Genomic DNA, 26132 nt, shown 5'->3' on the forward strand with positions numbered 1-26132 from the left:
GCCCCCGGATCATCAGGCCAGCAGTCTTCTGTGAGTCTGGATGGACATCAGGACGCCGAAGCCCGCCATCAGGGTCACCATGGAGGTGCCGCCGTAGCTCACCAGCGGCAGGGGCACCCCCACCACCGGCAGTATGCCGCTCACCATGCCCATGTTGACGAACACATAGACGAAGAAGGTCAGCGTCAGGGCGCCGCCCAGCAGGCGCTCGAAGCTGTTCTGGGCCTGCATGGAGATGAAGAGGCAGCGGCTGATGATGTAGAGGTAGATCACCAGCAAGAGGGCCACCCCCACCAGGCCGAACTCCTCGCTGAACACCGCGAAGATAAAGTCGGTGTGGCGCTCGGGCAGAAACTCCAGCTGGGACTGGGTGCCCTGCAGCCACCCCTTGCCGAAGACGCCCCCTGAACCGATCGCTATCTTGGACTGGATGATGTGATAGCCGCGGCCGAGCGGGTCCTTCTCCGGATCCAGCAGCATCAGCACCCGCTGGCGCTGGTAGTCGTGCATCAGGAAGAACCAGAGCACCGGCATGAAGGCGCAGATCAGCAGCACCGCCAGCCCGATCAGCCACCAGCTGATCCCCGCCAGGAAGATGACGAAGAAGCCGGAGGCGGCCACCAGGATGGAGGTACCGAGATCGGGCTGGGCCGCGATCAGCAGGGTGGGCAGCAGTACCATCACCAGGGCGATCATCACGTGGCTGAACTTCGGCGGCAGCGAATGGCGGCTGAGCCAGGCGGCCACCATGATGGGCATGGAGAGCTTCATCACCTCGGAGGGCTGGAACTTCATGAAGCCGAGGTCGAGCCAGCGCTGAGCCCCCTTGCCGATATGGCCGAACACGTCCACCGCGATGAGCAGCAGCACCACCACGGCGAACAGGGGCACGGACCAGCGGGCGTAGAGGGAGGGGGGCAGCTGGGCCATGCCGATCATCAGGGCGAAGGCGAGGCCGCCGCGCACCAGCTGGCGTACGATGGCGTCGACACTCTGCCCCGACGCCGAGTAGAGCACCACCATGGAGAGGGTCATCAGGGCCAGCAGGCCGAGCAGCAACGGCAGGTCGATGTGCAGCCTGTACCAGATGCTCTGCTGGCGGGCGGAATTACTCATGAGGGGCGACCTCTTCAGATTTGGGTTGCTTGGCCGGGGCCGGCGGCAGCTGGGGCTCCGGCGGCAACAGATAGGCATCCAGCATGTGGCGGGCCACCGGGGCGGCCATGGCGCTGCCGCCCCCGGCGTTCTCCAGCACCAGGGCGACCACGGCCTTGGGGGCTTCGAAGGGGGCGAAAGCGACGAACAGGGCGTTGTCGCGGTGCTCCATCTTGGTGGTGGCCGCGTTGTAGACCTGGTTCTCCTTGAGGCCCACCACCTGGGCGGTTCCCGACTTGCCCGCCGCCTTGTAGGGGGTATTGGCAAAGGCCCGGCGACCGGTGCCTTCATGGCCGTTGATGACGCGCCACATGCCGTCCTTGGCCACCTGCCAGTAGGTGTCGCTCTTGGTGGCGATGGCCACGTTCGGGTTGATGGGGGCGTTGACCACGCCGTCCGAGGAGGCGGTGCTCTTGAGCAGGTGCGGCGTCACGTCGTGACCGTTCTGGGTCAGGATGCTGATGGCCTTGGCCAGCTGGATCGGGGTGGCGCTCCAGTAGCCCTGACCGATGCCGATGGAGATGGTGTCCCCCTGATACCAGGGCTGGCGCCAGCGAGCCATCTTCCAGTCCCGGGACGGCATGACCCCCTTGGTCTCCTCGAACAGATCGACGCCGCTGTACTGGCCGAAGCCGAACTTGGTCATGTAGCTGTTGATCTTGTCGATGCCGACCCGGTAGGCGAGATCGTAGAAGTAGGTATCCGCCGACACCTCGATGGCACGGTAGACGTCGAGCCAGCCGTGGCCCCAGCGGCGCCAGTCGCGAAACTTCTTGGTGGTGCCAGGGATGGAGAAGCTGGGCCCGCCGAAGTAGCGATAGTTGGGGGTGATGGCCCCCTCGTTCAGCCCCATCACCGCCATCATGGGCTTGACGGTGGAGGCGGGGGCATAGATGCCCTGGGTGGTGCGGTTCACCAGCGGCCTGGCGGGATCGTTGAGCAGCGCCGAGTAGTTGGCGCTGGAGATGCCCGTCACGAACAGGTTGGGGTCATAGCTCGGGCTCGACTCCATGGCCAGGATGGCGCCGGTGTTGGGTTCCATCATGACGATGGCGCCCCGGCGACCGGCCAGCAGCTCCTGCGCCTTCAACTGCAGACGGATGTCGATGTTGAGGTAGATATCCTTGCCGGGCTCGGGAGGCTGGAACTTCAGGGTGCGCACCACCCGGCCGCGGTTGTTGACCTCGACCTCCTGGTAACCCGCCACGCCGTGCAGCTCGTCCTCGTAGAACTTCTCCACCCCCTGCTTGCCGATGTCCTTGGTGGCGGCGTAGTTGGCGAGCTTCTCCTCCTTCTCGAGACGCTCCACGTCGCGGGTGTTGATCTTCGCCACATAGCCCAGCGCATGGGTCAGGGTGTCGCCGAACGGGTAGTAGCGCTTGAGGTAGGCCTCGATGCTGGCCCCCGGATAGTTGTGCTGGTTGACCGAGAAGAGCGCGACCTGGTACTCGCTCAGCTTCTCGAACAAGGGCACCGGCTTGAAACGGCGCTGGCGCTTGACCTCGGCCAGGAATTTCTCCTTGGTTCCCTCCGGCAGGGCCAGCAGGGCGATGAGATCGTCGGCGGTCTGCTCCAGGTTCTCGGTCTCTTCCGGCACGATTTCCAGGCTGTAGACGGGGCGGTTTTCCGCCAGCAGCACCCCGTTGGCGTCATAGATGAGGCCGCGGGGCGGCGCCACCGGCACGACGCGGATCCGGTTGTCATTGGAACGGGTCTGATAGGTTTCGTAAGACTCTACCTGCAGGTAGTAGAGGTTGCCGAGCAACACCAGCATGAGCACGACCATGCCGATGTAGGCGACCAGGGTGCGCCGGAAGAACAGGCGCCCCTCGGCGCTGTGGTCGCGCATTTCGATGCGATTCTTCAGCATGCCGTTACCTTGTGGCTGACGTACGGGTGAGAGAGGCGATATGCATGCTCAGGCTCCGGGGGCCGGTTGGATGAGCGGAGTGCGTGGGCTCTGCATGGGTCACTCTCTGTGATAGGGGTGATTGGTGGTGATGCTCCAGGCACGATAGAGGCTCTCTGCCACCAGCACCCTCACCAGCGGATGGGGCAGGGTGAGCGGTGACAGGGACCAGCTCTGTTCGGCGGCGGCCTTGCACTCGGGAGACAAGCCTTCAGGCCCCCCGACCAGCAGCGCCACGTCGCGGCCATCCAGCTTCCAGGCCTCCAGTTGCACGGCCAGCTGCTCTGTGGTCCAGGGCTTGCCGGGAATGTCCAGGGTCACGATGCGCGAGCGGCCGGCGGCCGCCAGCATGGCTTCCCCCTCCTTTTGCAGGATGCGGGGGATGTCGGCATTCTTGCCGCGTTTTCCGGCGCCGATCTCGACCAGCTCGAACGGCATGTCTTTCGGGAAACGGCGACGGTACTCTTCGAAGCCATGCTCTACCCAGGCAGGCATCTTGGTGCCCACTGCAATCAACTGGATCTTCATCTTGCTCTACGCCCTTGCCCTTTTTTGCGCGTCTGCACGTTTACTGTGCATTCACCTGGGCACCGCCCCAGAGTTTTTCCAGTTGGTAGAAGTCGCGGTACTCATCCTGCATCACGTGCACGATGACCGAGCCCATGTCCACCAGCACCCACTCGCCGGTGAGTTCGCCTTCCACGCTGAGCAGATCGAGCCCGGCGTGGCGCGCCTCGCTGGCGAGGTTGTGGGCGATGGCACTGACGTGGCGATTGGAGTTGCCGGAGCAGATGATCATGGTGTCCGTGATGCTGGATTTGCCGCGCACATCGAGGATGATGATGTCGCGGCCTTTCATGTCATCGATCTTGTCGACGATAAAGGCGAGCAATTCTTGGCCTTGCAATGTCTTCTCCTATCTTCCGGCGCCAGAGGGCGGCGGATTATATCATGGTCACTCCCGTTTCCCAGCCTGGCAAAGGGTGCGGATCCGGGGTTGCCACTCATGTAGGGGCAACCCCTTAACGATCACTATAGTGCGCAACCCGCTCCGGCAATAGCCGGGCCGGTGCCGGGTGCGCCTCAGGGTGTCGGCTGGCTGGGCCGCACCGTTTGGCCCGTTCACTGGCCCCGGGTTGGCCGATAGAGGCCGTGCAGCCGGATGTAATCGGCGACCGGCGCGGGCAGCAGATACCTGGGATCCCGGCCCGATGCCAGCAGGGCTCTGAGCCGGGTGGCGGAGAGCTCGACGGGCAGGTTGCCCGCCAGCCAGATATGGCCGTGGCGGTGACGATGCAGATCCTCGCTGTCCTGGGTCTGGTGACGGGCCAGCAGATCGGCCACCTCGGCCGGATAGTCCGGTTGCCAGCCGGGGCGGGTGCTCACCACCAGGTGGGCATGGTCGAGCAGCTCCTGCCAGCGGTGCCAGCTCGGCAGGCCGAGCAGGGAGTCCATGCCCATCAGGAAGCAGACTGGGGTGTCTGGCAGCTCGGCGTGCAGCGCGATCAGAGTGTCGATGGTGTAAGAAGGCCTGTCCCGATCCAGCTCCCGCTCATCCACCACGAAGCCCGGATTCTCCGCCGCTGCCAGCGCGACCATGGCGAGGCGCTGCTCGCTCGAACAGTAGGGGCTGGCGCGATGGGGGGGGATATGGTTCGGAACCAGGCGAACCTCCGCCAGCCGCAGGGCCTCGCGGGCCTCGATGGCGGGTCTCAGATGGCCGATGTGGATGGGATCGAAAGTCCCCCCCAGAATGCCGATGGGTGGTCTCAGCGTCATTCTTCTGCCCCTGTCTGAACAAGGTGATCGATATGGCTCGGCTCGCATGTGCCGCCGAGGATGCCGATGGGTGCGTTTAGCATGGATCCGCCTCCAGCAGCGGCAGCGGGGTGCCATCGCGAAAACCCAGCGCCAGGGTCTGCAACATCAGCCAGGCCTGCTCGGTATCGAAGCGGCGCTGGGCGTCGTCGAGCCGGGCCATCAGCTGCCACAGCTGCTGCAGCTTGGCGAAGGGCAGCCGGGTCAGGGCCTGCTGGATCAGTTGCTGGCGGCTCTGCCAGATGCGCAGGCGCGAGAAGTGCTCCACCAGGGGCTGACCGGCCCTGGCCGCCAGCGCCAATTCGGTCAGCTGTTCCAGCTCCCGGCACAGGGTCCAGGCCAGCATGCCGGGCTCGGTGCCCTCGGCGCGCAGGGCCAACAGGATGCGCTGGGCCCGGTTCACCTTGCCCTCCAGCAGGGTGTCGATGAGCTGGAACGGGGTGAAGTGGGCGTGGCGGATGATGGTCTCCTGCAGGTAGGCGACCGTGATCGGCTGAGGGGGCGAGAGCAGGGTCAGCTTCTCTATCTCCTGGCTCGCGGCCAGCAGGTTGCCCTCGTAGCTGTGGCACATGAAGTTGACGGCGTCCGGCAGCACCTTGAGGCCGAAGCGCTGGAAACGGGCGCTCATCCAGCGCGGGAAGAAGCGGGGCTCGGGGTGGTTGACCGGCACATAGGTGCCGCTCTGGCTCAGCTTGTCGAACCAGGCCGCCTTCATCTGGGTCTGGTTGAGGCGGGGGCCCGAGAGCACCAGCAGCAGATCGGGGTGCAACTGCTTGGCTATCTCGGCGATGCGGGCGGCCAGATCCTTGTCGACCTTGGCCGGCAGCTCCAGCTCGATGATCTGGCGGGCGGAGAACAGGCTCATGGCCTGGCAGGCGTCATAGACCTGGTTCCAGTCCAGCCCGGCCTCCACCACGAAGCTGTGGCGTTCATCGAACCCCTGTTTGCGGGCGACCTGACGCACGGCGTCGATGGCTTCCAGCTTGAGCAGCGGCTCGTCCCCAAAGACGAGATAGCAGGGCTTGAGCCCTGCCTTGAGATGGTCCGCGAACTGCTCCGGATAGACTCTCATCAGGAGGCTCGCATCAGAACTTGACCTGGCTGAGCTGACGGATCACCAGGTTCGCGGCCTGCTCCTGCATCTCCTTGCCGAGCTGCTCCTGCTCGCGGGAGGAGGCGAGCGCCGCATCCGGCTTGTTCAGGAAGCTGCGGTTGAAGGTGATGGGGAAGACCTGGGTCGGTTTGCCCGGCACCGTCACGCTGAACTGGGTGCTGTAGCCCAGCAGGTACTCGCGATCCTGGCCGATGGCGTCGACGGAGGCGACCTGACTGGTGCTGCGCACGCCAGCCAGAGTCAGCACCGGAATGCCCTCCTTGTCCGCCAGGGTCACCCCGGAGGCCTTGAGGCGGGTGGTCACCAGGCGATAGAAGTCGCTCTTGTTGTCACCGACCACCTTCATGGTCATCAGCTCGGGGGGGATGGCGGTGCCCCGCATCTGAAAACCGCAGGCCTGCAGCAGCAGGCCCGTCAGCATGATGGCAATCCAGCGAGTAAGGGACATGCCCATATGAAATCCTCTTTGCTGTGCTTGAACGACGGCGGGCCAGGCCCGCCGTCTTCAGTTGGTCAGATTTGGTGACCAGAGATCAGTTGGCGACGATGTTGAGCAGCTTGCCCGGCACATAGACCACCTTGCGCACGGTCAGGCCGTCGGTGAACTTCTGCACCGAGGCGTCGGCCATGGCCAGCTTCTCGACGTCGGCCTGGCTGATCTCGGCCGGCACGGTCAGCTTGCCGCGCATCTTGCCGTTGATCTGCACCACCACCAGCTTCTCGGTCTCGACCATGGCCGCTTCGTCGGCGACCGGCCAGCCGGTCACGTCGATGTCCCCTTCCTTGCCCAGCATCTTCCACAGCTCGAAGCCGATGTGCGGGGTGATGGGGTAGAGCATGACCACCACGGCTTCCAGCGCTTCCTGCATCAGGGCTCTGTCCTGCTCGTCGCTGCCCAGCTTGGCCAGGTTGTTCATCAGCTCCATGATGGCGGCGATGGCGGTGTTGAAGGTCTGGCGGCGACCCACGTCGTCGCTCACCTTGGCGATGGTCTTGTGCAGCTCGCGGCGCACGGCCTTCTGCTCGCTGGAGAGGGACGCCACATCCAGCGCCGGCACGGCACCCGCCGAGACGTGCTCGAAGGTGGTGCGCCACAGGCGGCGCAGGAAGCGCTGTGCGCCCTCAACGCCCGAATCGGACCACTCCAGGGTCATGTCGGCCGGGGAGGCGAACATCATGAACAGACGGACGGTGTCGGCGCCGTAACGCTCCACCATCAGCTGGGGATCGATGCCGTTGTTCTTGGACTTGGACATCTTGGTCATGCCGGAGTGGATCACCTCGCGGCCATCGTTATCCACCGCCTTGGTGATGCGGCCCTTGTCGTCCCGCTCTACCTTGACGTCGAGGGGGCTGACCCAGACGTTGCCGCCCTTCTCGTCCTTGTAGTAGAAGGCATCGGCCAGCACCATACCCTGGCAGAGCAGGCGCTTGAACGGCTCGTCGCTGTTCACCAGGCCCGCGTCGCGCAGCAGCTTGTGGAAGAAGCGGGCGTAGAGCAGGTGCATACAGGCGTGCTCGATGCCGCCGATGTACTGATCCACCGGCAGCCAGTGGTTGGCGGCCGCCGGATCCAGCATGCCCTTGTCGTAGTCCGGGGAGCAGTAGCGGGCGTAGTACCAGGAGGACTCCATGAAGGTGTCAAAAGTGTCAGTTTCCCGGAACGCTTCCTGGCCGTTGTAGGTGGTCTTGGCCCACTCGGGGTCGGCCTTGATGGGGCTCTGGATGCCGTCCATCACCACGTCTTCCGGCAGCAGCACCGGCAGCTGGTCTTCCGGGGTCGGTACCACAGTGCCGTCAGCCAGGGTCAGCATGGGGATGGGGGCGCCCCAGTAGCGCTGACGGGAGACACCCCAGTCGCGCAGGCGGTAGTTGACGGTGCGCTTGCCGCGGCCGAGCCCTTCCAGCTTGGTTGCGATGGCATCGAAGGCCGCCTGGAACTCGAGGCCGTCGAACTCGCCGGAGTTGAACAGCACGCCCTTGTCGGTATAGGCGGCGGCGATCACGTCCGGCGCCTCGCCGTCGGCCGGCTTGATGACCGGCTTGATCTCGAGGCCGTACTTGGTGGCGAACTCGTGGTCGCGCAGATCGTGGCCGGGCACCGCCATCACGGCACCGGTGCCGTAGTTCATCAGCACGAAGTTGGCGACCCAGACCGGTACCTTGCGGCCATCCAGCGGGTGAATGGCGTAGAGGCCGGTGGCCATGCCCTTCTTCTCCATGGTCGCCATGTCCGCCTCGGCCACCTTGGTGTGCTTGCACTCCTCGATAAAGGCGGCGAGCTCGGGGTTGCCTTCGGCTGCCTGGGCGGCCAGCGGGTGACCGGCGGCGATACCGACATAGGTCACGCCCATGAAGGTGTCGGGACGGGTGGTGTAGACCTCCAGGTGCTCATCCTGGCCATCGACGGCGAAGCTGATGTTGACCCCTTCGGAGCGGCCGATCCAGTTGCGCTGCATGGTCTTGACCATCTCGGGCCAGCCTTCCAGGTTGTCGATGTCGTTCAGCAGCTCTTCGGCGTAGTCGGTGATCTTGATGAACCACTGGGGGATCTCTTTCTGCTCCACCGGGGTGTCGCAGCGCCAGCAGCAGTTGTCGATCACCTGCTCGTTGGCCAGCACCGTCATGTCGTTCGGGCACCAGTTGACGGAGGAGGTCTTCTTGTAGACCAGGCCCTTCTCGTAGAGCTTGGTGAAGAACCACTGCTCCCAGCGGTAGTAGTCCGGCTTGCAGGTGGCGAGTTCTCTGTCCCAGTCATAGCCCAGACCCAGCATCTTCAGCTGGTTCTTCATGTATTCGATGTTTTCGTAGGTCCAGGGGGCCGGCGCCGTGGCGTTCTTGATGGCGGCGTTCTCCGCCGGCAGGCCGAAGGCGTCCCAGCCGATGGGTTGCAGCACATTCTTGCCGTTGAGTCGTTGATAACGGGAGATCACATCACCTATGGTGTAGTTACGCACGTGCCCCATGTGCAGTCGACCAGACGGGTAGGGGAACATGGAGAGGCAGTAGAACTTTTCCTTGTCTACTTTCTCCACCGCCTTGAAGGTTTTCTTGGCATCCCAGTGCTGCTGCACTGCTGGTTCTATGGATTGGGGAACGTATTGCTCTTGCATTGGTGACATCCGGATCTGTGAAATGAATAGATAAAACGGCTGGGAAATCGCAATAGAATACCCATATCCTGCGGCGGCAACAACCGCCAGCATCCGCCGGTCCCCGGCCGGGCACGATCAGCTATCTGTACAGGAGCAACACCATGGACAAACGCCAGAAAGGGTATGAAGCCTTTATCGCCCAGCTCAGGAAGCAGTGGGAGGAGACGGAAGAGTTCCAGGGGGAGCGTCTCAACCGGATGATCGCCAGGGTGCAGGCCTATATGGAAGCGGCGGGGGATCTGACCAAGGATGAACTCGCCCTGATCGCCGAATACGTGAAGCGGGATCTCGGCAACTACGACGAGGGAAAGCAAGAGGTGCCCGAATCCGCCTTTATGCTGGCCCTGAAAGACACCGCCTGGTCCTGGCTGGCGGACGTGACCGACCGCGCCCAGGTGGAGTGGCAGGAGCTCGCGGACGAGCTGGAGCACAAGGGCATCTACCGGGCCGGGGACTGGGTCGGACTCGGCGTGCTGGTGTGCGATCACTGCGAGTGGCGCCATACGGTGCTGCATCCTGAACAGCTCGGCACCTGCCCCGAGTGCGGGGCCGACGAGTATCATCGCGAGCCGCTCTCGCCCTGATTTCCGCCTGACAACAGCATATAAAGAGAGGCGCCCAAGGGCGCCTCTGCTATTTATCTACGTCTATCTCTTCAGGCCTTGCGGGCCCAGGGATGGGCGCGGGGGCGCAGCACCAGCGCCAGGCCCAGCAGCAGGGCGGCGATGCCGTACATGGGCCAGCTGCCGAAGCGCAGGTAGGGGGTCTCGCCGTGGGCGGGACGCACCTCGGTTCTCAAGACCCCGGCCTGGAACTGCGGGATCTGGGCGATGATGCTGCCGTCTATCTCGGTGACTATGGTGATGCCGGTGTTGGTGTCCCGCAGCAGCGGGCGGGCCAGCTCCAGGGCGCGCATGCGGGCGATCTCCATGTGCTGCCAGGGGCCTATGCTGGTGCCGAACCAGGCGTCGTTGGAGACGGTCAGCAGGAAGTCGGTATCCGGCTGCACGTTGCGGCGCACCTCGTCTGGGAAGATGATCTCGTAGCAGATGGCCGCGGCGAACTTGAGCCCCTTGGCGATCAGGTTCGGCTGTACCTCGTCCCCCCGGCTGAAGGAGGACATGGGCAGGTTGAAGAAGGGGGCGATGGGGCGCAGCAGATCTTCAAAGGGCACGAACTCGCCGATGGGCAGCAGGTGGTACTTGTAGTAGCGGTTCTTGTGCTCGTAGTGATAGGACTCCTTGCCCTCGGCATCCTGCACCCCCATGCCGAGCACGGTATTGTAGAAGCGCTGCTGCTGGAGATCGTAGTGAATGATGCCGGCCAGCAGGCCGGTATCGTTCACCTTCATCGCCTTGTCCAGGCTCTCCAGATAGGTGCCCATCTCCTTCTCGATGGCCGGGATCGCGGACTCGGGCCAGACGATGATGTCGGCATCCTGGTTCTCGCGGCTCAAGTCCTGGTAGGTGCGCACCGTGGGGATCAGGGCCTCAGGATCCCACTTGAGGGACTGGGCGATGTTGCCCTGCACCAGGGCCACCTTGACCGGCTCCCCCCGGGTGACCCAGTTGAGCTGCATCAATCCTTGCGCCGCCCCCACCAGGGCGACGGGCAGCAGCAGCCAGGCCGGCTTGCGGCTCTGCCACACCAGCCAGAGGGCGGAGGTGGTGAGCAGCAGGGCGAGGGTGATGCCCTGCACCCCCAGCAGGGGAGCGAACCCCTTGAGGGGGCCGTCTATCTGGGTGTAGCCGAACCAGAGCCAGGGGTAGCCGGTCATCACCCAGCCCCGCAGCCAGTCGGCCCCGAGCCAGAGCGCCGGGAAGGCGAGCAGCCAGCGGCTCCAGTGGCGGCCGGCGAAGACGCGGGCGAACAGCCAGCAGGCCAGGGTCGGATAGAGGGAGAGATAGGCGCAGAGCCCGGCCAGCAGCACGAAGGCGGCCGGCAGCGGGATGCCGCCAAACTCCGTCATGCTGACGTGGATCCACCACTGGCCCGGCAGGAACAGGCCCATGGCGTAGCCGAAGCCGCGCCAGGCCGCCTGCCTGGGGCTGGCCTTGTCCAGCAGGGCATAGAGGCCGAGCAGGGAGAGGATCACCAGGGGCCAGTAGCCGAAAGGAGAGAAGGCCAGCACGGCGATGGCACCGGAGGCCAGGGCGAACAGGCTTGTCAGGAGTTTCGATTTCACGGGGGATCGGGGCTCGAATTGGGCTGAATAAAATAAAGTGGCCGACATCTTAACCGCAAACGGTGCCAACGGCGAGCCTCCCGGCGGCCGGGACATCAAGGGGCGGTGGCAGGGAGAATGAAAGGGTAGGGGCCTGACAGAATGACAAACGCCCCTTGGCAGGGGCGTTGAACGTCAGGTCCGGGACGGGAGAGATCAGGACTCCGGCTGGGCCGCCGCGTGATGCTCCGGGATCTTCACCTGCAGCTGTTGCAGCCGACGCCGGTCCGCGTGCATCACCTTGAACAGGTAGCCGTCGAGCTCGATCTCCTCGCCCTTCTTGGGCAGGTGGCTGAAGGCGTGCATCACCAGGCCGCCGACGGTATCCACCTCTTCATCGCTGAACTGGGTGCCGAAGAAATCGTTGAAGTCCTCGATCTCGGTGAGGGCGCTGACGGAGAAGACCCGCTTGCTGATGCGGCGGATATCGACCGGCTCGTCCTCGATGTCGTCGAATTCGTCGTCGATCTCGCCGACGATGAGCTCCAGTATGTCCTCTATGGTCACCAGACCCGAGACACCGCCGAACTCGTCCACCACTATGGCCATGTGGTAGCGCTCTTCCCGGAACTCCTTGAGCAGGCGGTCGACCCGCTTGCTCTCCGGCACGATGACGGTGGGGCGCAGGATCTTCTCGAGCTGCAGCGGCTCGCTGGCATGATGGCCGCCGAAGCCGAATGGCAGCAGATCCTTGGCGAGCAGTATGCCCTCCACGTGATCCTTGTCTTCGTTGATCACCGGGAAGCGGGAGTGGCCGGATTCGATGATGACCGGCAGGAAGTCGTCCACCGGTTGGGACTTCTCTATGGTCACCATCTGGGAGCGGGGGATCATGATGTCGCGCACGCGCAGCTCGGCAATTTCGAGCACGCCCTCGATCATGTCCTTGGTGTCCTGATCGATGAGGTCTCGCTCCTCGGCATCGGCGATGACATCCACCAGATCGTTGCGGTCTTTTGGCTCGCCCTGGAAGAGTTGGCTGAGCTTGTCGAGCCAGGTTTTCTTCGGCGAGCCGGTACTAGGGTGATCGTCGGTCATTTTCTCTCTTGGTTACTCGTATGAACACACTTGAAATCGTTGTGGCTATATGAGGATAGGCATCGGCTGTTTCAAGGCGATGACCATCCGGTGTTTTACTCTTCGTCGTTCAGACCAGGATCGGCGATACCGAGTTCCTGCATGATGTCGCGTTCGAAACGGCACCATCTGAGCGGCTCTTGATTCACCTTATCCTTCGACATCGTCGTCCAGATAGGGGTCCGCAAAGCCCAGCTCCTGCATGATGTCGCGCTCTAGCTGCTCCATCTCCTCGGCTTCCTCGTCCTCGATATGGTCATAACCTAGCAGATGCAGACTGCCGTGCACAACCATGTGGGCCCAGTGGGCGTCCAGGGTTTTACCCTGTTCGACGGCCTCGGCCTCGACCACCTGGCGACAGATCACCAGATCCCCGAGCAGGGGCAGTTCCAGGCCGGGAGGGGCCTCGAACGGGAAGGAGAGCACGTTGGTGGGCTTGTCCTTGCCGCGATAGGTGTGGTTGAGCTCGCGGCTCTCCGCCTCGTCGACGATGCGCACCGTCACCTCGGCCTCCTGCTGGAAGCCGAGGATGGTGCCCTCGAGCCAGCCTTGCAGCTGGGCCTCGCTCGGCAGGCCGTCGGGGCTGGCGCAGGCCAGTTGCAGATCCAGGGTCAGGCTCATTGGGCATTCTCTCTGCTGATGTTCTCTTTGTTGCTGGCGGCGGCCTTCTCGGCCGCCTGCTGGGCGTCGAACGCCTCGTAGGCCTGGACGATGCGGGCCACCACGGGGTGGCGTACCACGTCCTTGGACTCGAAGAAGTTGAACGACAGGCCGTCGACTCCCTGCAGCACCTCCAGGGCGTGGCGCAGACCGGACTTGGTGCTGCGGGGCAGGTCCACCTGGGTGATGTCGCCGGTGACCACCGCCTTGGAGTTGAAGCCGATGCGGGTCAGGAACATCTTCATCTGCTCGGTGGTGGTGTTCTGGGCCTCGTCCAGGATGATGAAGGCGTCGTTCAAGGTTCTTCCGCGCATATAGGCGAGCGGCGCCACCTCGATGATGTTGCGCTCCATCAGCTTCTCCACCCGCTCGAAGCCCAGCATCTCGAACAGGGCGTCGTAGAGGGGGCGCAGGTAAGGATCCACCTTCTGGGAGAGGTCCCCTGGCAGGAAGCCGAGCTTCTCCCCCGCCTCCACCGCCGGGCGGGTCAGCAGGATGCGGCGGATCTCCTGGCGCTCCAGGGCATCCACGGCGGCGGCCACGGCCAGATAGGTCTTGCCGGTGCCGGCGGGGCCTATGCCGAAGCTGATGTCGTGGCGCACTATGTTGGCGATGTACTGGGCCTGGTTCGGGCTCCTCGGCTTGATGAGGCCACGCTTGGTCTTGACCGTCACCTCCTTGCCATAGGGGAGGCTAGGCACCTCCTCGTCGTCCTGCTCCAGCACGCGGGACTCCTGCACCGTCAGGTGCACCATCTCGGGGGTGATGTCGGTCACCTTGCCCCCCTTGAGGGGCTGGGTCTCCACATAGAGGTGCTTGAGGATGACGGCGGCCGCGTCCACCTGGGCCTGCTTGCCCAGCACCTGGAAGTGGTTGTCCCGGTAGCTGATCTCGATGCCGAGGCGGCGCTCCAGCTGCTTGAGGTTGTCGTCAAAGGGGCCGCACAGGCTGGCGAGACGCAGGTTGTCGGCGGGCTCCAGATGCAGGTTCAGGGTCGCGATATGTCGGCTCAAATTGACCTCGTTTCAAGGTTCTTCCCTTCTGTGAGGGAAGAGACATTAATGGGGAGTGAAGGCCGCAACGCCCAGGGGATCGGGCTCGTTGTCGGGGCGGCCGGATTGGACCTGGATTTCGCTTGGAGCGGGGGTAAAAGCGGCCACCCCCAACCCATCGGGCACGTTGTCGGGGCGACGGGCCAGGATCTCGCTCGGCGCCGTGGCGATGCGCAGGCTCATCTCGTCCTCGCCGCGGATGAAGCGGCCGCGCAATGAGTAGGGGCGCACGTCGGTGATCTCCACGTCGGCGAAGCCGCCGATCAGGCGGTGCGGCCCCTCGAAGTTGACCACCCGGTTGTTCTCGGTGCGGCCGGAAAGCTGCATGGGATCGAGCTTGGACGGCCCCTCCACCAGGATGCGCTGCACCGAGCCCAGCATGGCGCGGCCGATGAGCATGGACTGGTGATTGATGCGGTTCTGCAGCCGGGTCAGGCGGGCCTTCTTCACCTCCATGTCCACGTCGTCCGGCAGATCGGCGGCCGGGGTGCCGGGGCGCGGGCTGTAGATGAAGCTGAAGCTCATGTCGAAGTTGATCTCCTCGATGAGTTTCATGGTGGCTTCGAAGTCCTCGTCCGTCTCGTTCGGGAAGCCGACGATGAAGTCCGAACTCATGGTGATGTCGGGGCGCACGGCGCGCAGACGGCGGATCTTGGACTTGTACTCCAGCACCGTGTGAGGGCGCTTCATCATGGTAAGGATGCGATCCGAGCCGCTCTGGATCGGCAGGTGCAGGAAGCTGACCACCTCGGGGGTGTCCCGATAGACCTCGATGATGTCGTCGGTGAACTCGATGGGGTGGCTGGTGGTATAGCGAATGCGATCGATGCCGTCGATGGCGGCCACCAGGCGTAGCAGTTCGGCGAAGGTGCAGTGGCCGCCGTCAAAGGTCGGGCCCCGGTAGGCGTTGACGTTCTGGCCGAGCAGGTTCACCTCGCGCACCCCCTGCTGCGCGAGCTGGGCGATTTCGTAGAGCACGTCGTCGAGCGGACGGCTCACCTCCTCGCCGCGGGTGTAGGGCACCACGCAGAAGGAGCAGTACTTGGAGCAGCCTTCCATGATGGAGACAAATGCCGTGGCCCCCTCGGCGCGGGGCTCGGGCAGGTTGTCGAACTTCTCTATCTCGGGGAAGGCGATGTCCACCTGGGCGCCATGGCCCTCCTGCACCTGCTTGATCATGGTCGGCAGGCGGTGCAGGGTCTGGGGTCCGAAGACGATGTCCACATAGGGGGCGCGTTTTCTCAGATTGTCCCCTTCCTGGGAGGCGACGCAGCCGCCCACGCCGATCACCAGCCCCGGCTTCTTCGCCTTGAGCTTCTTCCAGCGACCGAGCAGGTGGAACACCTTCTCCTGGGCCTTCTCGCGGATGGAGCAGGTATTGAGCAGCAGGACGTCGGCATCGGAGGGCTCCTCGGTCAGCGTGTAGCCGTTGCTGGCATCCAACAGGTCGGCCATCTTGGACGAGTCGTACTCGTTCATCTGGCAGCCCCAGGTCTTGATATGAAGTTTCTTGCTCATCGCTTCTCTTGACTGTTTTTGAAATCGGCAGGGTCAAAGGACCGGCCATTTTACTCCGCAATCCCGGTGCTGACCAGTCTGGGGCCGGCCGCCGCCCCCCGGCCTCGCCGTGCCCGGCCTGGGATGGCCGCCGGCAATTGCGCGACTGGCGCACTGTTTCTCCCATCGCCTTGCGCTATCATGCCCCATTCGGTTCGGCCCTTGCGCCCTCGTGCGGGGCGACTCCTTGCAGGAATCAAGTTATGGAACAGTGTGATATCGCCATCGTCGGCGCTGGCATGGTGGGCGCCGCCACCGCCTGTCTGCTGGCGGCAGAGGGCCTCTCCGTGCGGGTCATCGAGACCCGGCTGCCCGAGCCCTACGCCCCCGGGCAGCCGCTGGATCTGCGGGTCTCCGCCATCAGCCAGGCCTCGGTGGCGCTGCTGACCCGGGCCGGTGCCTGGCAATACCTGCAACAGATGCGACTGTGTCCCTATCGCCGGCTGGAGACCTGGGAGCTGGACGGTTTCGCCACCCGCTTCGACGCCGCCGATCTGGGGCTGCCCCAGCTCGGCTACATCATAGAGAACCGGCTGGTGCAGCTCGCCCTGCTCAAGAGGATGGAGGATTTCCCGACCATCCAGACCCACACCCCGGCGGCGGTGAAAAGCCTGCGCCAGAGTGCGGAAGAGGCCGTGCTGACCCTGGACGATGGCACCGAACTTAGCGCCCGCTGGGTGCTGGCCTGCGACGGCGCCGAGTCCCACACCCGCCAATTGGCCGGGATCGGGGTGTCGCGCTTCGAGTACCGCCAGCACTGCATGCTGATCAATATCGACACCGACTTCGAGCAGGAAGACATCACCTGGCAGCAGTTCACTCCGAGCGGCCCGCGCGCCTTCCTGCCCCTGCCGGGCCGCCACGGCTCCCTGGTGTGGTACGACAGCCCGGCCCGCATCCGGGCGCTCACCGCCATGAGCCACGAGGCCCTGGCCGCCGAGGTGCGCCGCCACTTCCCGGCCCGGCTCGGCGGCTTCACCGTCACCGGCAAGGGGAGCTTCCCGCTGGTACGCCGCCACGCCAACGACTATTGCGCCGGTCGGGTGGTGCTGCTCGGCGACGCCGCCCACACCATCAACCCGCTGGCGGGGCAGGGGGTGAACCTCGGCTTCAAGGACGTGGCCTGCTGGACCGAGTTGCTTGGCAAGGCGGGGGCCCAGTGGCATGCACCGGCGCTGGCGGCGCGCTACGAGCGGCGCCGCCGCCCGGACAACCTGCTGATGCAGTCGGGGATGGATCTCTTCTACGGGGTGTTCAGCAACGAGATAGGGCCTCTCAAGTTCGCCCGCAACCTGGCCCTCAATCTGGCGGACAAGGCGGGCCCCCTCAAGGAGATGGCGCTGCGCTACGCCCTGGGGCTGGTATAGGGGGCATTCCCTCCATTGCGTTAGAGGAGTCGCGCGCCCTATCCGCCTTGTCCGGGCTCCGGGTGCTCCGCCCTGACCAGGGCCAGGAAGCGATCCCGGATGGGATCCGCAAACTCCGGGTTCCACACCAGGCTTATCTCCCACTCGGACCAGGGGCCGAAGAGGGGGTAGAGGGTCACCTCCCTGCCCGCGATAAAGCCGACGCTGCGGGGCAGGATGGCGTTGCCGATACCGGCAGCCACCAGGGCCACCAGGGTCTGGATGTCTTCCGCCTCCTGGATGATGCCGCTCAGCCGGTTGGCGCCGAGGAAGCGGGCGATCTGCTGGCTGAGACCGGGGCAGCGATGGCCCACCATCTGCAGCAGGGGCTGGCGGGTCAGCGCCTGCGCCACGTCGAAGGCGGCGGGATCCGGCCCAATCAGCCGGGTGGGCACCGCCAGCACCAGCCTGTCCATCAGCAATCTGTGCTCCCTCAACTGGGGCGCGTCTGGCCGACGCATGAAGCCCAGCTGCAGTCGTCCCGCCAGCAGCAGCTCCTGCTGGGTGGCGGAGGTCATGTCCTGCAGGTGCACCAGCACGTCCGGGACCTGCTGCTTGAAGCGGGCCACCAGGGAGGGGGCGAGTGCGAAGCTGGAGATCCCGAACCCTATCTTGAGGCGCCCGGCGGCGCCGCTCGCCAGAGCCAGGGCGTGCTGCTCGAATCCCTTGCCGTGATCCACCAGGGCGCGGGCCTGGGGAAGCAGCTGGAGACCGATGGCGGTCAGTTCGGCGCCATGGCGGCCCCGGTTGAACAGGGTGCTGCCGAGCGCGAGTTCCAGCCCCTGGATCTGCTTGGTCAGGGCCGGTTGCGTGACGAAGAGCCGGCTGGCCGCCTCCCGGTAGTTGGCGGTCTCGGCCAGCATCACGAATGCCTGCAACTGCCTCAGGTCGAATCTCATTCCATTTGGTTATCCAATGTGGCGATTTATTGATTATAAATTATCTAACTGCCTTGTTCTAATGGTCTCGAAACGGGCCTTCTTGCCCGCTGACCAGCCACAAGGAGTCATGCCATGTCGAGCGAACGCTATCTGTTTTTGATCAAGGGGAGCCTGGTGATGGCCCAGCCACTGGCCACGCCGGAGACGGGGGAGCTGCTGACCAGCCTGCTGCAGCAGGGGTTTGTCGTGGGGCCCGTGCCGGTGTGGGCGAGCAATGCCGAGCAGGCGCTCGCCTGCTACGAAGAGGCGGTCCAGCGGCAGGCCTTCGTGGATGTGCTGGCGGGGAGAGCCGCATGACAGGGCTCACTCTGGAGGCGGCAGCCCTGCTGCTGGACATGGACGGCACCCTGGTGCACTCCACCGGCGAGGTGGAAGCCGTGTGGCGGCTCTGGTGCCGGCGCCATGGGCTGGATCCGGAGCCCGTGCTGGCCATGTGCCACGGGGTGCGCTCGCGGGAGGTGATCCGGGCGCTGGCTCCCTGGCTGGACCTGGCGTCTGAGGTGGCCCTGCTCGACGAGCTGGAGATCCGCCACGGCGGGGCGGCAGAGCCGATCGCCGGGGCCCGCGCCGTGCTCGACGGCCTGCCGGTGGATCGCTGGGGCCTGGTGACTTCCGCGAGCCACAGGGTGGCGCGCCACCGCCTGGGCAGCGCCGGATTGCCGCTGCCACGCCTCCTGGTCGGCGCCGAGGACGTGGTGCGGGGCAAGCCGGATCCCGAGCCCTATCTGCTGGCCGCAAGCCGGCTTGACCTGGCTCCCGCCGACTGCCTGGTGTTCGAGGATGCGCCCGCGGGCATCGCCAGCGCCCTGCGGGCCGGCTGCCGGGTGGTGCAGGTCGGGGGAACCCAGAGGTGCGATCCGGCGGTCACCGCCCTGATCCCGAACTGGGGCCGGGTGACTGTGGTCGTGCAGGAGGCAGGCCAACTGCAGGTGCAGCTGACGGCCTGAGAGGCGGGCAGAAAAAGCCCCCGACTGGCGGGGGCTTGAGCGGGCGAGGCGTCAGGATTACTTGAAGACCCGGAAGCGTACGTCGTCGTCGATGAAGGTCTTGTCACCGGCCGGCTGTTCTATGCTGCCGAAGGGCATCTGGGCGCGCAGCAGCCAGCTGGCAGGCAGGTTCCACTCCTGGCGGACCGCCTGGTCTATCAGCGGGTTGTAGTGCTGCAGGGAGGCCCCTATGCCCTCCTGGGCCAGGGTGGTCCAGACCGCGAACTGGGCGATCCCGGTGCCGTGTTCGGACCAGATGGGGAAGTTGTCGGCATAGAGGGCGAACTTCTGCTGCAGATCCTCGATGACGGCGGTGTCTTCGAAGAACAGTACAGTGCCGAAGCCTGAGCGGAAGCTGCCGTTGACCTTGGCTTCGCTCTGGGGATAGGCCTCTGGCGGGACTATCTTCTTGAGCTCGGCCTTGACGATGTCCCACAGCTTGTGGTGCTGCTCGCCAAACAGGATGACGGCACGGGAGCTCTGGGAGTTGAACGAGGAGGGGCTGTGCTTGACGGCATCCTTGATGAGCGCCGTCAGCTGGGCCTCGGAGTGGGTCACCCGGTTGCCCAGGGCATAGATGGTACGACGTACTTTGATCTGTTCGATAAACGGACTGCTCATAACATCTCCTTGGTTGCTGAATCATCGCCGCCAGTGATGCCGGCAAAGGCCATCTGGCTCCGATCTCTCGAGCCATCGACTATAACACCTTCCGCGCAGGAAACCGTCAACGCAGGGTGATGACAGTTTCTACTTTTTATGGATATTCACATGACGGGAACGCATATGGTCGACGGAGACTGCTGATATCTTTTTTATCATTAACAGTAGACGTTAATGATTTCAATCAATACCTTGGTGGTTGTTTCAACTATAAAATGCATGGCATATGACATTTTATAGGGGGTTGGATGGCTGCCACTATCATCAAGGAACGCTATTACATCTTGACCCCGCTGTCGTGCCTGCTCGGCGTCCTGGTGTTGATCGCCACCCTGCTGCTGGCGGCGGCCAGCTACCTGCGCAGCATCGACAAGACCATGGCAGGCTACGGCCACATGCTCACCTCCATCGACGCCACCCTGATCCATGAACTGGTGCAGGACAACCAGCGCCAGCTTGGCGTGCTGGAGTCCTCGCTGGACAAGCGGGCCATCGCACGGGGAGAGGCGGCCATCAACCCGATCTGGGCCATCGCCCACCAGTTCAAGCACGACGCCCACTCCCTCTATTTCTACAACGCCCGCACCCATCGTCTCGACAGCTACCCCCACTGGCAGGCGCCGGCCGGCTATCAGGCACAGAAGCGCCCCTGGTATCAGGCGCTCTCCGGCGAGGGGGACGACCTCATCTGGTTTGGTCCCTACGAGGAGTTTGATTCCGCCAGCCAGGTCCTGACCCTGATCAAGCGCGTCAGGGATGACGAGGGGCAACTGCTGGGGCTGCTGATGGTGGACATGTCGTTCAACACGCTGCAGGCGGCGCTGGGGCGGGCACTGGGAGGGGACAGGGCCGCCCTCTACATCACGGAGCGCAAGGGGGGGCAGCTGGTGGTGGGGCACAATCTGCAGCTGCTGCCGGTCGGCCTTGATCCTGAGAAGCAGGTGGCCGGGCTGGACGTGATCTGGGAGGGCAGCCACCTGAGGCACCCGCTGACGAACATCGGCTGGGATCTCAATCTCTATCTGCCCCCTGCCCACTTCCATGAAAACCTGCAGGATACCCTGCTGATGGTGGTGTTGCCCGCGCTGGCGCTGCTGTGCGTCTGGCTGTGCAGCCTGGTGTTTCTGGTGCGAATATTCCGCCAGGAGCAGGCCCTGGTGCAGGGCTCCCTCAGCGGTCTCGTCCGGGATGAGGCCCTGCTGGAGATCCAGCGGCGCCGGCGCACCTGGTTCGTGCACGGCAGTCTGGGGGAGATCAACCAGGTGAGAAACAGCCTGATCCAGGGCCAGGATGCCCTGCTGCACGATCCCCTCACCGGGATCATGAACCGGCGGGCCTTCGATCAGGACAGGGCCAGGCTGGATCAGGAGGCGGCCCCCTACTGGCTGGTCCTGTTCGATGTGGACAACTTCAAGGGCGTCAACGACAGCTGGGGCCACGGCGTGGGAGATGCCGTGCTGTTCCGGGTGGCCACCATCATGGCGAGGACCCTGGGGGAGGCCCAGGTCTACCGGATCGGCGGTGATGAATTTGCGGCCCTGCTGCCCTGGGAACAGGGTGAGGTAGAGTGCCGCCTGACCCATCTGCTGGCCCGGGTACGGGCGCTGCAGTGGCGCGAGTTTGAGGCGTCCATCACCCTGAGTGCCGGAGGGGCGCATTACCCGGAAGGTGCTCCCAACCTGCTCGAGCGGGCCGATGAATGCCTGTACCGGAGCAAGCACCAGGGGCGGGACTGCTGGCATCTGGCGTCCAGCCGGCCTCCCTCCGAGGGGGAGGTTGTGACAGTATCTGTCTGACCGTCATCATGACAAAAAGGGCCCTTTGGCCCGGGTGCGGGGTCACAGCGGGGATAATTTCCCGTGTGACCTTTTTTTTTGGTTAATTTTCATTGGGTTGCTCTATTTCACTCCTGAGTGTCGCGAAGAGGAGACAGACGACCCGGCGATGACGGACCCGTTGCCCCGGTAGCGTTGGCTAGGCCGCTTTGTATAGTGCAGGGAAAATAATCAATCATCAGGTTTGACAGGAGTAGCCCATGAAGATGAAACCATATGGCGCGAGCGCACTGGCATTGCTGGGTGCACTGCTGTTGGGGACGGGCCAGGTGCAGGCGTCGGAGACCCTCAACACCATACTCGGCGGCGGTGCTGGCGGGGTGGCCGGGACCATGATCGGCAAGGAGCTGGGCGGCGACACGGGCGCCCTGGTGGGGGCGGCGATCGGCGGTGCCGCCGGTGGGGCTGCCACGGCCAACCGGGGCAACAAGAATGAGGCTGCACTCGGGGGGGCCGTCGGTGCCCTGGGGGGGGCCGCCATCGGCAAGAGCGTCGGGGGGGACACTGGTCGCCTGATCGGGGCCGGCATCGGCGGTGCCGGCGGCTCCGCCATCGGCGCCAAAACCGGCGACACTCACGAGAGCAACAACCACCGCTATTACGACGACAGGCGCTATTACAAGCACCACAAGCATCACAAGAAGCACCGCAAGCACAGATGGCATGACGACTGATGCCGCGACAAGACGACAGAAAGGGGCCCTGGGCCCCTTTCTTGATCCCGCCGCGCGGTCTCAGACCAGGCGGTGCTGGCGCCTGCCAAGGTAGAAGGCGTTGATATTGTCGATCAGCTGATCCGCGAGCCGCTGCATCGACTCCTCGCTGGCCCAGGCCACGTGGGGGGTCAGGATGAAGTTGGGGTAGCGCAGGGCCTGCATCAGGGGATGGTCCGGGGGCGGAGGCTCCACGCTTGCCACGTCGAAACCGGCGCCGCCGAGCCGGCCGTTGCCGAGGGCCTCCAGCAGGGCCTGCTCGTCCACCAGGCCACCACGGCCCACGTTGATGAGCAGGGCCCCCGGTTTCATCATGGCCAGCTCCCGCTCCCCGATGAGGTGGCGGGTGTAGGGGGTGAGCGGACAGTGCAGGCTGATGACGTCCGAGCTCTCCAGCAGGGCGTCCAGGGGCAGTCTGTCGTCATCGCCGGGAGTCCCTATCTGGCTCTGGGCATAGCGCACCTCCATGCCGATGGCCTCGGCCCGCTGCCCCAGGGCCTGCCCCAGGGTGCCCTTGCCGATGATGCCGAGCCGCTTGCCGTGCAGATCCGTGATGGGGTGGTCGAAGAAGCAGAACTGGCCGCTCTGTTGCCAGCGCCCTTCCTGCAGGGACTGGCGCCAGGCAAACAGGTTGCGCGACAGGGCCAGCATCAGCGCCATGGCGTGTTCGGGAACCGAGGGGCCCGAGTAGTTGCGGATGTTGCACACGGCGACATTGGCGGCACGGCAGGCCTCCAGATCCAGGTTGTCGCTGCCGGTGGCCGCCAGGGCAATCAGGCGCAGCTCGGGCAACTGGGCCAGCTCGGCGGCGCCTATGCGGACCTTGTTGATGATGGCGATGCTGGCGCACTTGAGCCGCTCCACCACCTGGTCCGGCGCCGTGGTCGGGTAGCTCTGCCAGTGATGGGGAAAATCGGGGCGGCGCAGATTGATGCCGGCGTCCAGGGTGTCGCTGTCGAGAAACACGATTTGCTGCATGAAGCCTCCTGCCATTGGTGCGGACATGATGCCAAAGATGGCGTGCCGCTGACCAGCCCGGGAGCGTGTCCGGGAGAGGCCCGCCTTCAGGGCGACGGGGGTCAGATCCAGCCCAGGTGGGTCAGCCAGCCCTGGATGCGCCCGGGCGTCTCGTCCAGATCCATCAGGGCATAGGGACGATAGTTCAGCTTGTGGCTGCGGCGGCTCTCGCTCTTGCGCGCCTCGGCGGCCAGCAGAGGCCAGGTGCTGCCCTCCTCCTGATAGAGATCCAGGGTGGGAACGTTTGCCTGTGCCACCTGCTTGGCCAGGGTCTGGTTGCTCTGCTGATTGGGGAAGAAGCCGTCGAGCAGGACCAGGGCATCGGGGGCCGGCAGCTGTTCGCTCGCGATGAGGTTGGCGGCCCAGGCCGCGCTGGTCCCCTGTGCCAGCAGCAGCCTGAAGCCCCCCTCCTGCAGCTTGGCGTCGCCGAGCTTGCTGATGCGGGTGGCAAACTGCTTGCGAAAATCGTCGATGGCCTGCTGCTTCTTCTCGGCGGCGGGGTCCAGCTCCGTCTGTTGCGGCGAGGGGAGCAGCAGCAGGGTGTCGAAGCCGAGTCGCCCCAGATCCCGGGTCAGTTGCCACAGCTGGCCGCTTCGCTGCCAGTCGGGCAGCAGGATCGCGAGCCCCAGATAGCTGTCGCCGTCGTGCCTGGCGAACAGCACCCGCTGCTTATCGACCTGGGTGCTGTCAGGCACCCCTTGCCAGTCGCCATTCTGCCAGTAGTCGGGTGGTACCAGGGGGGCGGGCTCGCCGGCCCGCGCCAGCCCGCCGTACAGGCAGCCAAGACTCAGCAACAACAGTGGTAACAACGCTCTGGCCATGGGCCCCTCGTGGATTGTCCCGGGATGGGTCTTACAGTTAGCGGCGGCGGCGGCCATTTCTGAAGGGGGATGCCTGGCTGGGCGCCATGGCCCGGGTATGCATGTCGCCGGTCGCCAGCCGGATCGGGGCAGTCCGGTGACACGGCCAATAAAAAAGCGAGCCTGAGGCTCGCTTTTTGCAATGGGTTCGAGGGGTCAGCTTAGTTGACGCGACGCTTGAACTCACCGGTGCGGGTATCGATTTCGATCTTGTCGCCGATCTCCACGAAGGCGGCAACGGCCAGCTCGTAGGAGGTGCCCTTCAGGCGGGCCGGCTTGGTCACTTTGCCGGAGGTGTCGCCACGGGCGGCCGGCTCGGTGTACTCGACTTCGCGAACGATGGTGGTCGGCAGCTCTACGGAGATGGCTTTCTCGTTGTAGAAAGTCACTTCACACAGATCTTCCATGCCGTCTACCAGGTAGTTCAGCGCGTCACCCAGGTTGTCCTTCTCGACGTCGTACTGGTTGTACTCGGTGTCCATGAAGACATACAGGGGGTCGGAGAAGTAGGAGTAGGTGCACTCCTTGCGCTCCAGTTGAACGACTTCCAGCTTGTCGTCGGCCTTGAATACGGTCTCGGTGGCGCTGCCGTTCAGCAGGCCTTTCAGCTTCATCTTGACCACGGCGGAGTTACGGCCGGATTTGTTGAATTCGGCTTTCTGGACCACCATCGGCTCGGTACCGATCATGACGACGTTACCAGCGCGGATTTCCTGTGCGGTTTTCATGTAAAAAATTCCTGTTCGTATACGGGCAGATAAAAACTGCCAGATTATATACGGCTTTCTAAAAATTTCACCAACCTCGTGACGAGATCCCCCTCGGCGAGCAACTTCTGTGACCAGGCTCGCGCATGCTGCTGCCAGTGTGCGGCATGGGTCGGCCATCGGGCCCAGAGTTCGCCGAGCGCCTGGCCATGGTTGAGGGCGTGGCTGGCGTCGCGTAGCCACCGGGCCGTGTCTGCGGGCAGCGTTGCCAGATAATGGTCGAGGAAGTCATCCAGCTTGGCGATATGGGCCTCATCGTCCTGGGGGTAGATGTGCCACAGGAAGGGGCGCCCTGCCCACTGGGCCCGCACGAAGGAGTCTTCCCCCCGCACCAGGTTGAGATCGCAGCTCCACAGCAGCCGGTCGTAACCGGCCTGATCCGTCATCGGCAGCAGCTTGATGCACAGGCTCCCCGCCTGCAGCAGATCTCCCGCTTGGGCTGTAGGGATGGCGTCTGCCAGCCCGGCCCCGGTGAGCACGTCATCGAGGGCGCGCCCGAGCGGCAGCAGCAGGGTGACCGGCGTGGCGCTCTGGCTCCAGCGCTGGACCAGGCTCCTGAGCGCCGCGCTCTCATAGGTAAAGAGGCTGACCCTCAGCTCGCCTTCTCGTTTGGGTGGCAGGCCCAGGCTGGCCCAGTAGGTGGCAAGCCCCGTGTCATCCTGCTGCCAGGCATCCCGCTCGGCGATGAGCCCCCGCTCGCACAAGAGGCCGCCGGTTCTCGGTGTGAAGCCCGGGAAGAAGAAGTACTTGTCGAGGCTCTGGCTGCCGACCCGCTGGGGGGAGGCGAGGCCGTGGCAATCCTCGACCCAGGCCTCGGCGCTGAGGTACTCCAGGTTGATCCAGCAGGGGGGCGGGCTCTGCTCGGCCATGCGCGCAATGAAGGGGGCGGGCAGGGCGCAGGCGAAGGCCTCGATCACCACGCGTGCCGGCACGGCATCGGCGGGCAGCGCGTCGTGCCAGCGCTGGATATGGATCCCCTCGACCCACTGGGCTTCTTGTGCGGGATCCAGTCCGGGGCAGATGCGGGCAAAGCTGGCCAGATCGTCCACCCAGAGCCTGACCTTGCCGTGGCCTTCCCGCTGAAGCTGACGGGCGAGCCGCCAGGTGACGCCGATGTCGCCGAAGTTGTCCACCACGGCGCAGAAGATATCCCAGTCAAAGGGGGGCAGGGGGCTGCTCATGTCGGGGTCCAGATGCAAAAAAACCGGTGCGCAGGGTAGCAC

At 64.5% G+C, this 26132-nt stretch carries 24 protein-coding genes and 1 pseudogene; 6 read left to right on the forward strand and 19 right to left on the reverse strand.

Translation table 11 applies throughout. The features are described 5' to 3' along the window. Positions 1-12 precede the first annotated feature (12 nt). The 8 genes from rodA to leuS all read right to left on the reverse strand — a co-directional run bounded on the left by rodA (position 13) and on the right by leuS (position 9109). Positions 13-1116: a rod shape-determining protein RodA gene (gene rodA / locus I6L39_RS11760; RefSeq protein ID WP_042078904.1), complete on the reverse strand. Its 1104-nt coding sequence runs from the start codon at positions 1114-1116 to the stop codon at positions 13-15. Continuing rightward, positions 1109-3025: a penicillin-binding protein 2 gene (gene mrdA / locus I6L39_RS11765; RefSeq protein ID WP_216989740.1), complete on the reverse strand. Its 1917-nt coding sequence runs from the start codon at positions 3023-3025 to the stop codon at positions 1109-1111. Before mrdA ends, rodA begins: the two co-directional genes overlap by 8 nt. 99 nt (positions 3026-3124) lie before the next feature. Beyond that, positions 3125-3592: a 23S rRNA (pseudouridine(1915)-N(3))-methyltransferase RlmH gene (gene rlmH, locus I6L39_RS11770; protein WP_005298242.1), complete on the reverse strand. Its 468-nt coding sequence runs from the start codon at positions 3590-3592 to the stop codon at positions 3125-3127. Positions 3593-3632: 40 nt separating this feature from the next. Then, on the reverse strand, positions 3633-3971 hold the full coding sequence (gene rsfS / locus I6L39_RS11775; RefSeq protein ID WP_042078907.1) for a ribosome silencing factor: 339 nt from the start codon (positions 3969-3971) through the stop codon (positions 3633-3635). A gap of 215 nt (positions 3972-4186) precedes the next feature. Continuing rightward, positions 4187-4843 carry a nicotinate-nucleotide adenylyltransferase gene (nadD, locus tag I6L39_RS11780; protein WP_209793369.1) on the reverse strand — a complete coding sequence of 219 codons (657 nt, stop codon included), beginning with the start codon at positions 4841-4843 and terminating at the stop codon, positions 4187-4189. A 76-nt stretch (positions 4844-4919) separates the two neighbouring features. Next, complete coding sequence (gene holA / locus I6L39_RS11785; protein WP_209793371.1) at positions 4920-5954, reverse strand: DNA polymerase III subunit delta; 1035 nt, start codon at positions 5952-5954, stop codon at positions 4920-4922. Positions 5955-5967: 13 nt separating this feature from the next. Continuing rightward, positions 5968-6450 (reverse strand): LPS assembly lipoprotein LptE, encoded by a 483-nt coding sequence (gene lptE / locus I6L39_RS11790; RefSeq protein ID WP_209793373.1) that lies wholly within the window; start codon positions 6448-6450, stop codon positions 5968-5970. 79 nt (positions 6451-6529) lie between these two features. Beyond that, on the reverse strand, positions 6530-9109 hold the full coding sequence (leuS, locus tag I6L39_RS11795; protein ID WP_216989741.1) for a leucine--tRNA ligase: 2580 nt from the start codon (positions 9107-9109) through the stop codon (positions 6530-6532). Between the two features lie 143 nt (positions 9110-9252). Here leuS and I6L39_RS11800 point away from each other — a divergent pair, with 143 nt between their 5' ends. Beyond that, on the forward strand, positions 9253-9735 hold the full coding sequence (locus tag I6L39_RS11800) for a zinc ribbon-containing protein (RefSeq protein ID WP_042078912.1): 483 nt from the start codon (positions 9253-9255) through the stop codon (positions 9733-9735). A gap of 71 nt (positions 9736-9806) precedes the next feature. Here I6L39_RS11800 and lnt read toward each other — a convergent pair whose 3' ends face one another. The 5 genes and pseudogenes from lnt to miaB form a co-directional block, all read right to left on the reverse strand. Continuing rightward, positions 9807-11384, reverse strand: a complete 1578-nt coding sequence (lnt, locus tag I6L39_RS11805) for an apolipoprotein N-acyltransferase (RefSeq protein ID WP_209793377.1) — start codon at positions 11382-11384, stop codon at positions 9807-9809. Between the two features lie 147 nt (positions 11385-11531). Then, complete coding sequence (gene corC / locus I6L39_RS11810; RefSeq protein ID WP_042078914.1) at positions 11532-12413, reverse strand: CNNM family magnesium/cobalt transport protein CorC; 882 nt, start codon at positions 12411-12413, stop codon at positions 11532-11534. Positions 12414-12602: 189 nt separating this feature from the next. After that, positions 12603-13073 carry an rRNA maturation RNase YbeY gene (ybeY, locus tag I6L39_RS11815; protein ID WP_209793379.1) on the reverse strand — a complete coding sequence of 157 codons (471 nt, stop codon included), beginning with the start codon at positions 13071-13073 and terminating at the stop codon, positions 12603-12605. Next, positions 13070-14125, reverse strand: a complete 1056-nt coding sequence (locus I6L39_RS11820; protein ID WP_042078916.1) for a PhoH family protein — start codon at positions 14123-14125, stop codon at positions 13070-13072. The genes ybeY and I6L39_RS11820 overlap by 4 nt, the downstream gene beginning before the upstream one ends. A 129-nt stretch (positions 14126-14254) precedes the next feature. Beyond that, a pseudogene (miaB, locus tag I6L39_RS11825) lies at positions 14255-15682 on the reverse strand (tRNA (N6-isopentenyl adenosine(37)-C2)-methylthiotransferase MiaB); the annotation flags it as partial. 242 nt (positions 15683-15924) lie between these two features. Here miaB and I6L39_RS11830 point away from each other — a divergent pair. Next, positions 15925-17088 carry an FAD-dependent monooxygenase gene (locus I6L39_RS11830; RefSeq protein WP_216989742.1) on the forward strand — a complete coding sequence of 388 codons (1164 nt, stop codon included), beginning with the start codon at positions 15925-15927 and terminating at the stop codon, positions 17086-17088. A 38-nt stretch (positions 17089-17126) separates the two neighbouring features. Here I6L39_RS11830 and I6L39_RS11835 read toward each other — a convergent pair whose 3' ends face one another. Beyond that, on the reverse strand, positions 17127-18026 hold the full coding sequence (locus I6L39_RS11835; protein WP_216989743.1) for a LysR family transcriptional regulator: 900 nt from the start codon (positions 18024-18026) through the stop codon (positions 17127-17129). 114 nt (positions 18027-18140) lie between these two features. On the opposite strand from I6L39_RS11835, the gene I6L39_RS11840 reads away from it, so the two are divergent. Together I6L39_RS11840 and I6L39_RS11845 are read left to right on the forward strand one after the other, a co-directional pair. Continuing rightward, positions 18141-18365, forward strand: coding sequence for a hypothetical protein (locus I6L39_RS11840; RefSeq protein ID WP_216989744.1), 225 nt, complete (start codon positions 18141-18143; stop codon positions 18363-18365). After that, positions 18362-19015: an HAD-IA family hydrolase gene (locus tag I6L39_RS11845; RefSeq protein ID WP_216989745.1), complete on the forward strand. Its 654-nt coding sequence runs from the start codon at positions 18362-18364 to the stop codon at positions 19013-19015. Before I6L39_RS11840 ends, I6L39_RS11845 begins: the two co-directional genes overlap by 4 nt. Positions 19016-19072: 57 nt before the next feature. Here I6L39_RS11845 and I6L39_RS11850 read toward each other — a convergent pair whose 3' ends face one another. Further along, on the reverse strand, positions 19073-19675 hold the full coding sequence (locus I6L39_RS11850) for a nitroreductase family protein (protein ID WP_209793388.1): 603 nt from the start codon (positions 19673-19675) through the stop codon (positions 19073-19075). A gap of 290 nt (positions 19676-19965) precedes the next feature. Here I6L39_RS11850 and I6L39_RS11855 point away from each other — a divergent pair, with 290 nt between their 5' ends. Both I6L39_RS11855 and I6L39_RS11860 read left to right on the forward strand, forming a co-directional pair. Continuing rightward, complete coding sequence (locus I6L39_RS11855) at positions 19966-21513, forward strand: diguanylate cyclase (protein WP_216989746.1); 1548 nt, start codon at positions 19966-19968, stop codon at positions 21511-21513. 239 nt (positions 21514-21752) lie between these two features. After that, positions 21753-22226 (forward strand): glycine zipper domain-containing protein, encoded by a 474-nt coding sequence (locus tag I6L39_RS11860; RefSeq protein ID WP_216989747.1) that lies wholly within the window; start codon positions 21753-21755, stop codon positions 22224-22226. A 60-nt stretch (positions 22227-22286) separates the two neighbouring features. Here I6L39_RS11860 and I6L39_RS11865 read toward each other — a convergent pair whose 3' ends face one another. From I6L39_RS11865 to earP, 4 genes are all read right to left on the reverse strand, one after another. Then, positions 22287-23243: a D-2-hydroxyacid dehydrogenase gene (locus I6L39_RS11865; RefSeq protein WP_216989748.1), complete on the reverse strand. Its 957-nt coding sequence runs from the start codon at positions 23241-23243 to the stop codon at positions 22287-22289. A gap of 101 nt (positions 23244-23344) precedes the next feature. Next, complete coding sequence (locus tag I6L39_RS11870) at positions 23345-24103, reverse strand: DUF3530 family protein (protein WP_216989749.1); 759 nt, start codon at positions 24101-24103, stop codon at positions 23345-23347. Positions 24104-24303: 200 nt separating this feature from the next. Continuing rightward, on the reverse strand, positions 24304-24870 hold the full coding sequence (efp, locus tag I6L39_RS11875; protein ID WP_042078929.1) for an elongation factor P: 567 nt from the start codon (positions 24868-24870) through the stop codon (positions 24304-24306). Positions 24871-24914: 44 nt separating this feature from the next. Continuing rightward, entirely contained in the window at positions 24915-26090 is a 1176-nt protein-coding gene (gene earP / locus I6L39_RS11880) for an elongation factor P maturation arginine rhamnosyltransferase EarP (protein WP_216989750.1), read from the reverse strand. Positions 26091-26132 lie beyond the last annotated feature (42 nt).

This window comes from Aeromonas sp. FDAARGOS 1409 (genome assembly GCF_019048705.1).
GTDB lineage: Bacteria > Pseudomonadota > Gammaproteobacteria > Enterobacterales > Aeromonadaceae > Aeromonas > Aeromonas sanarellii.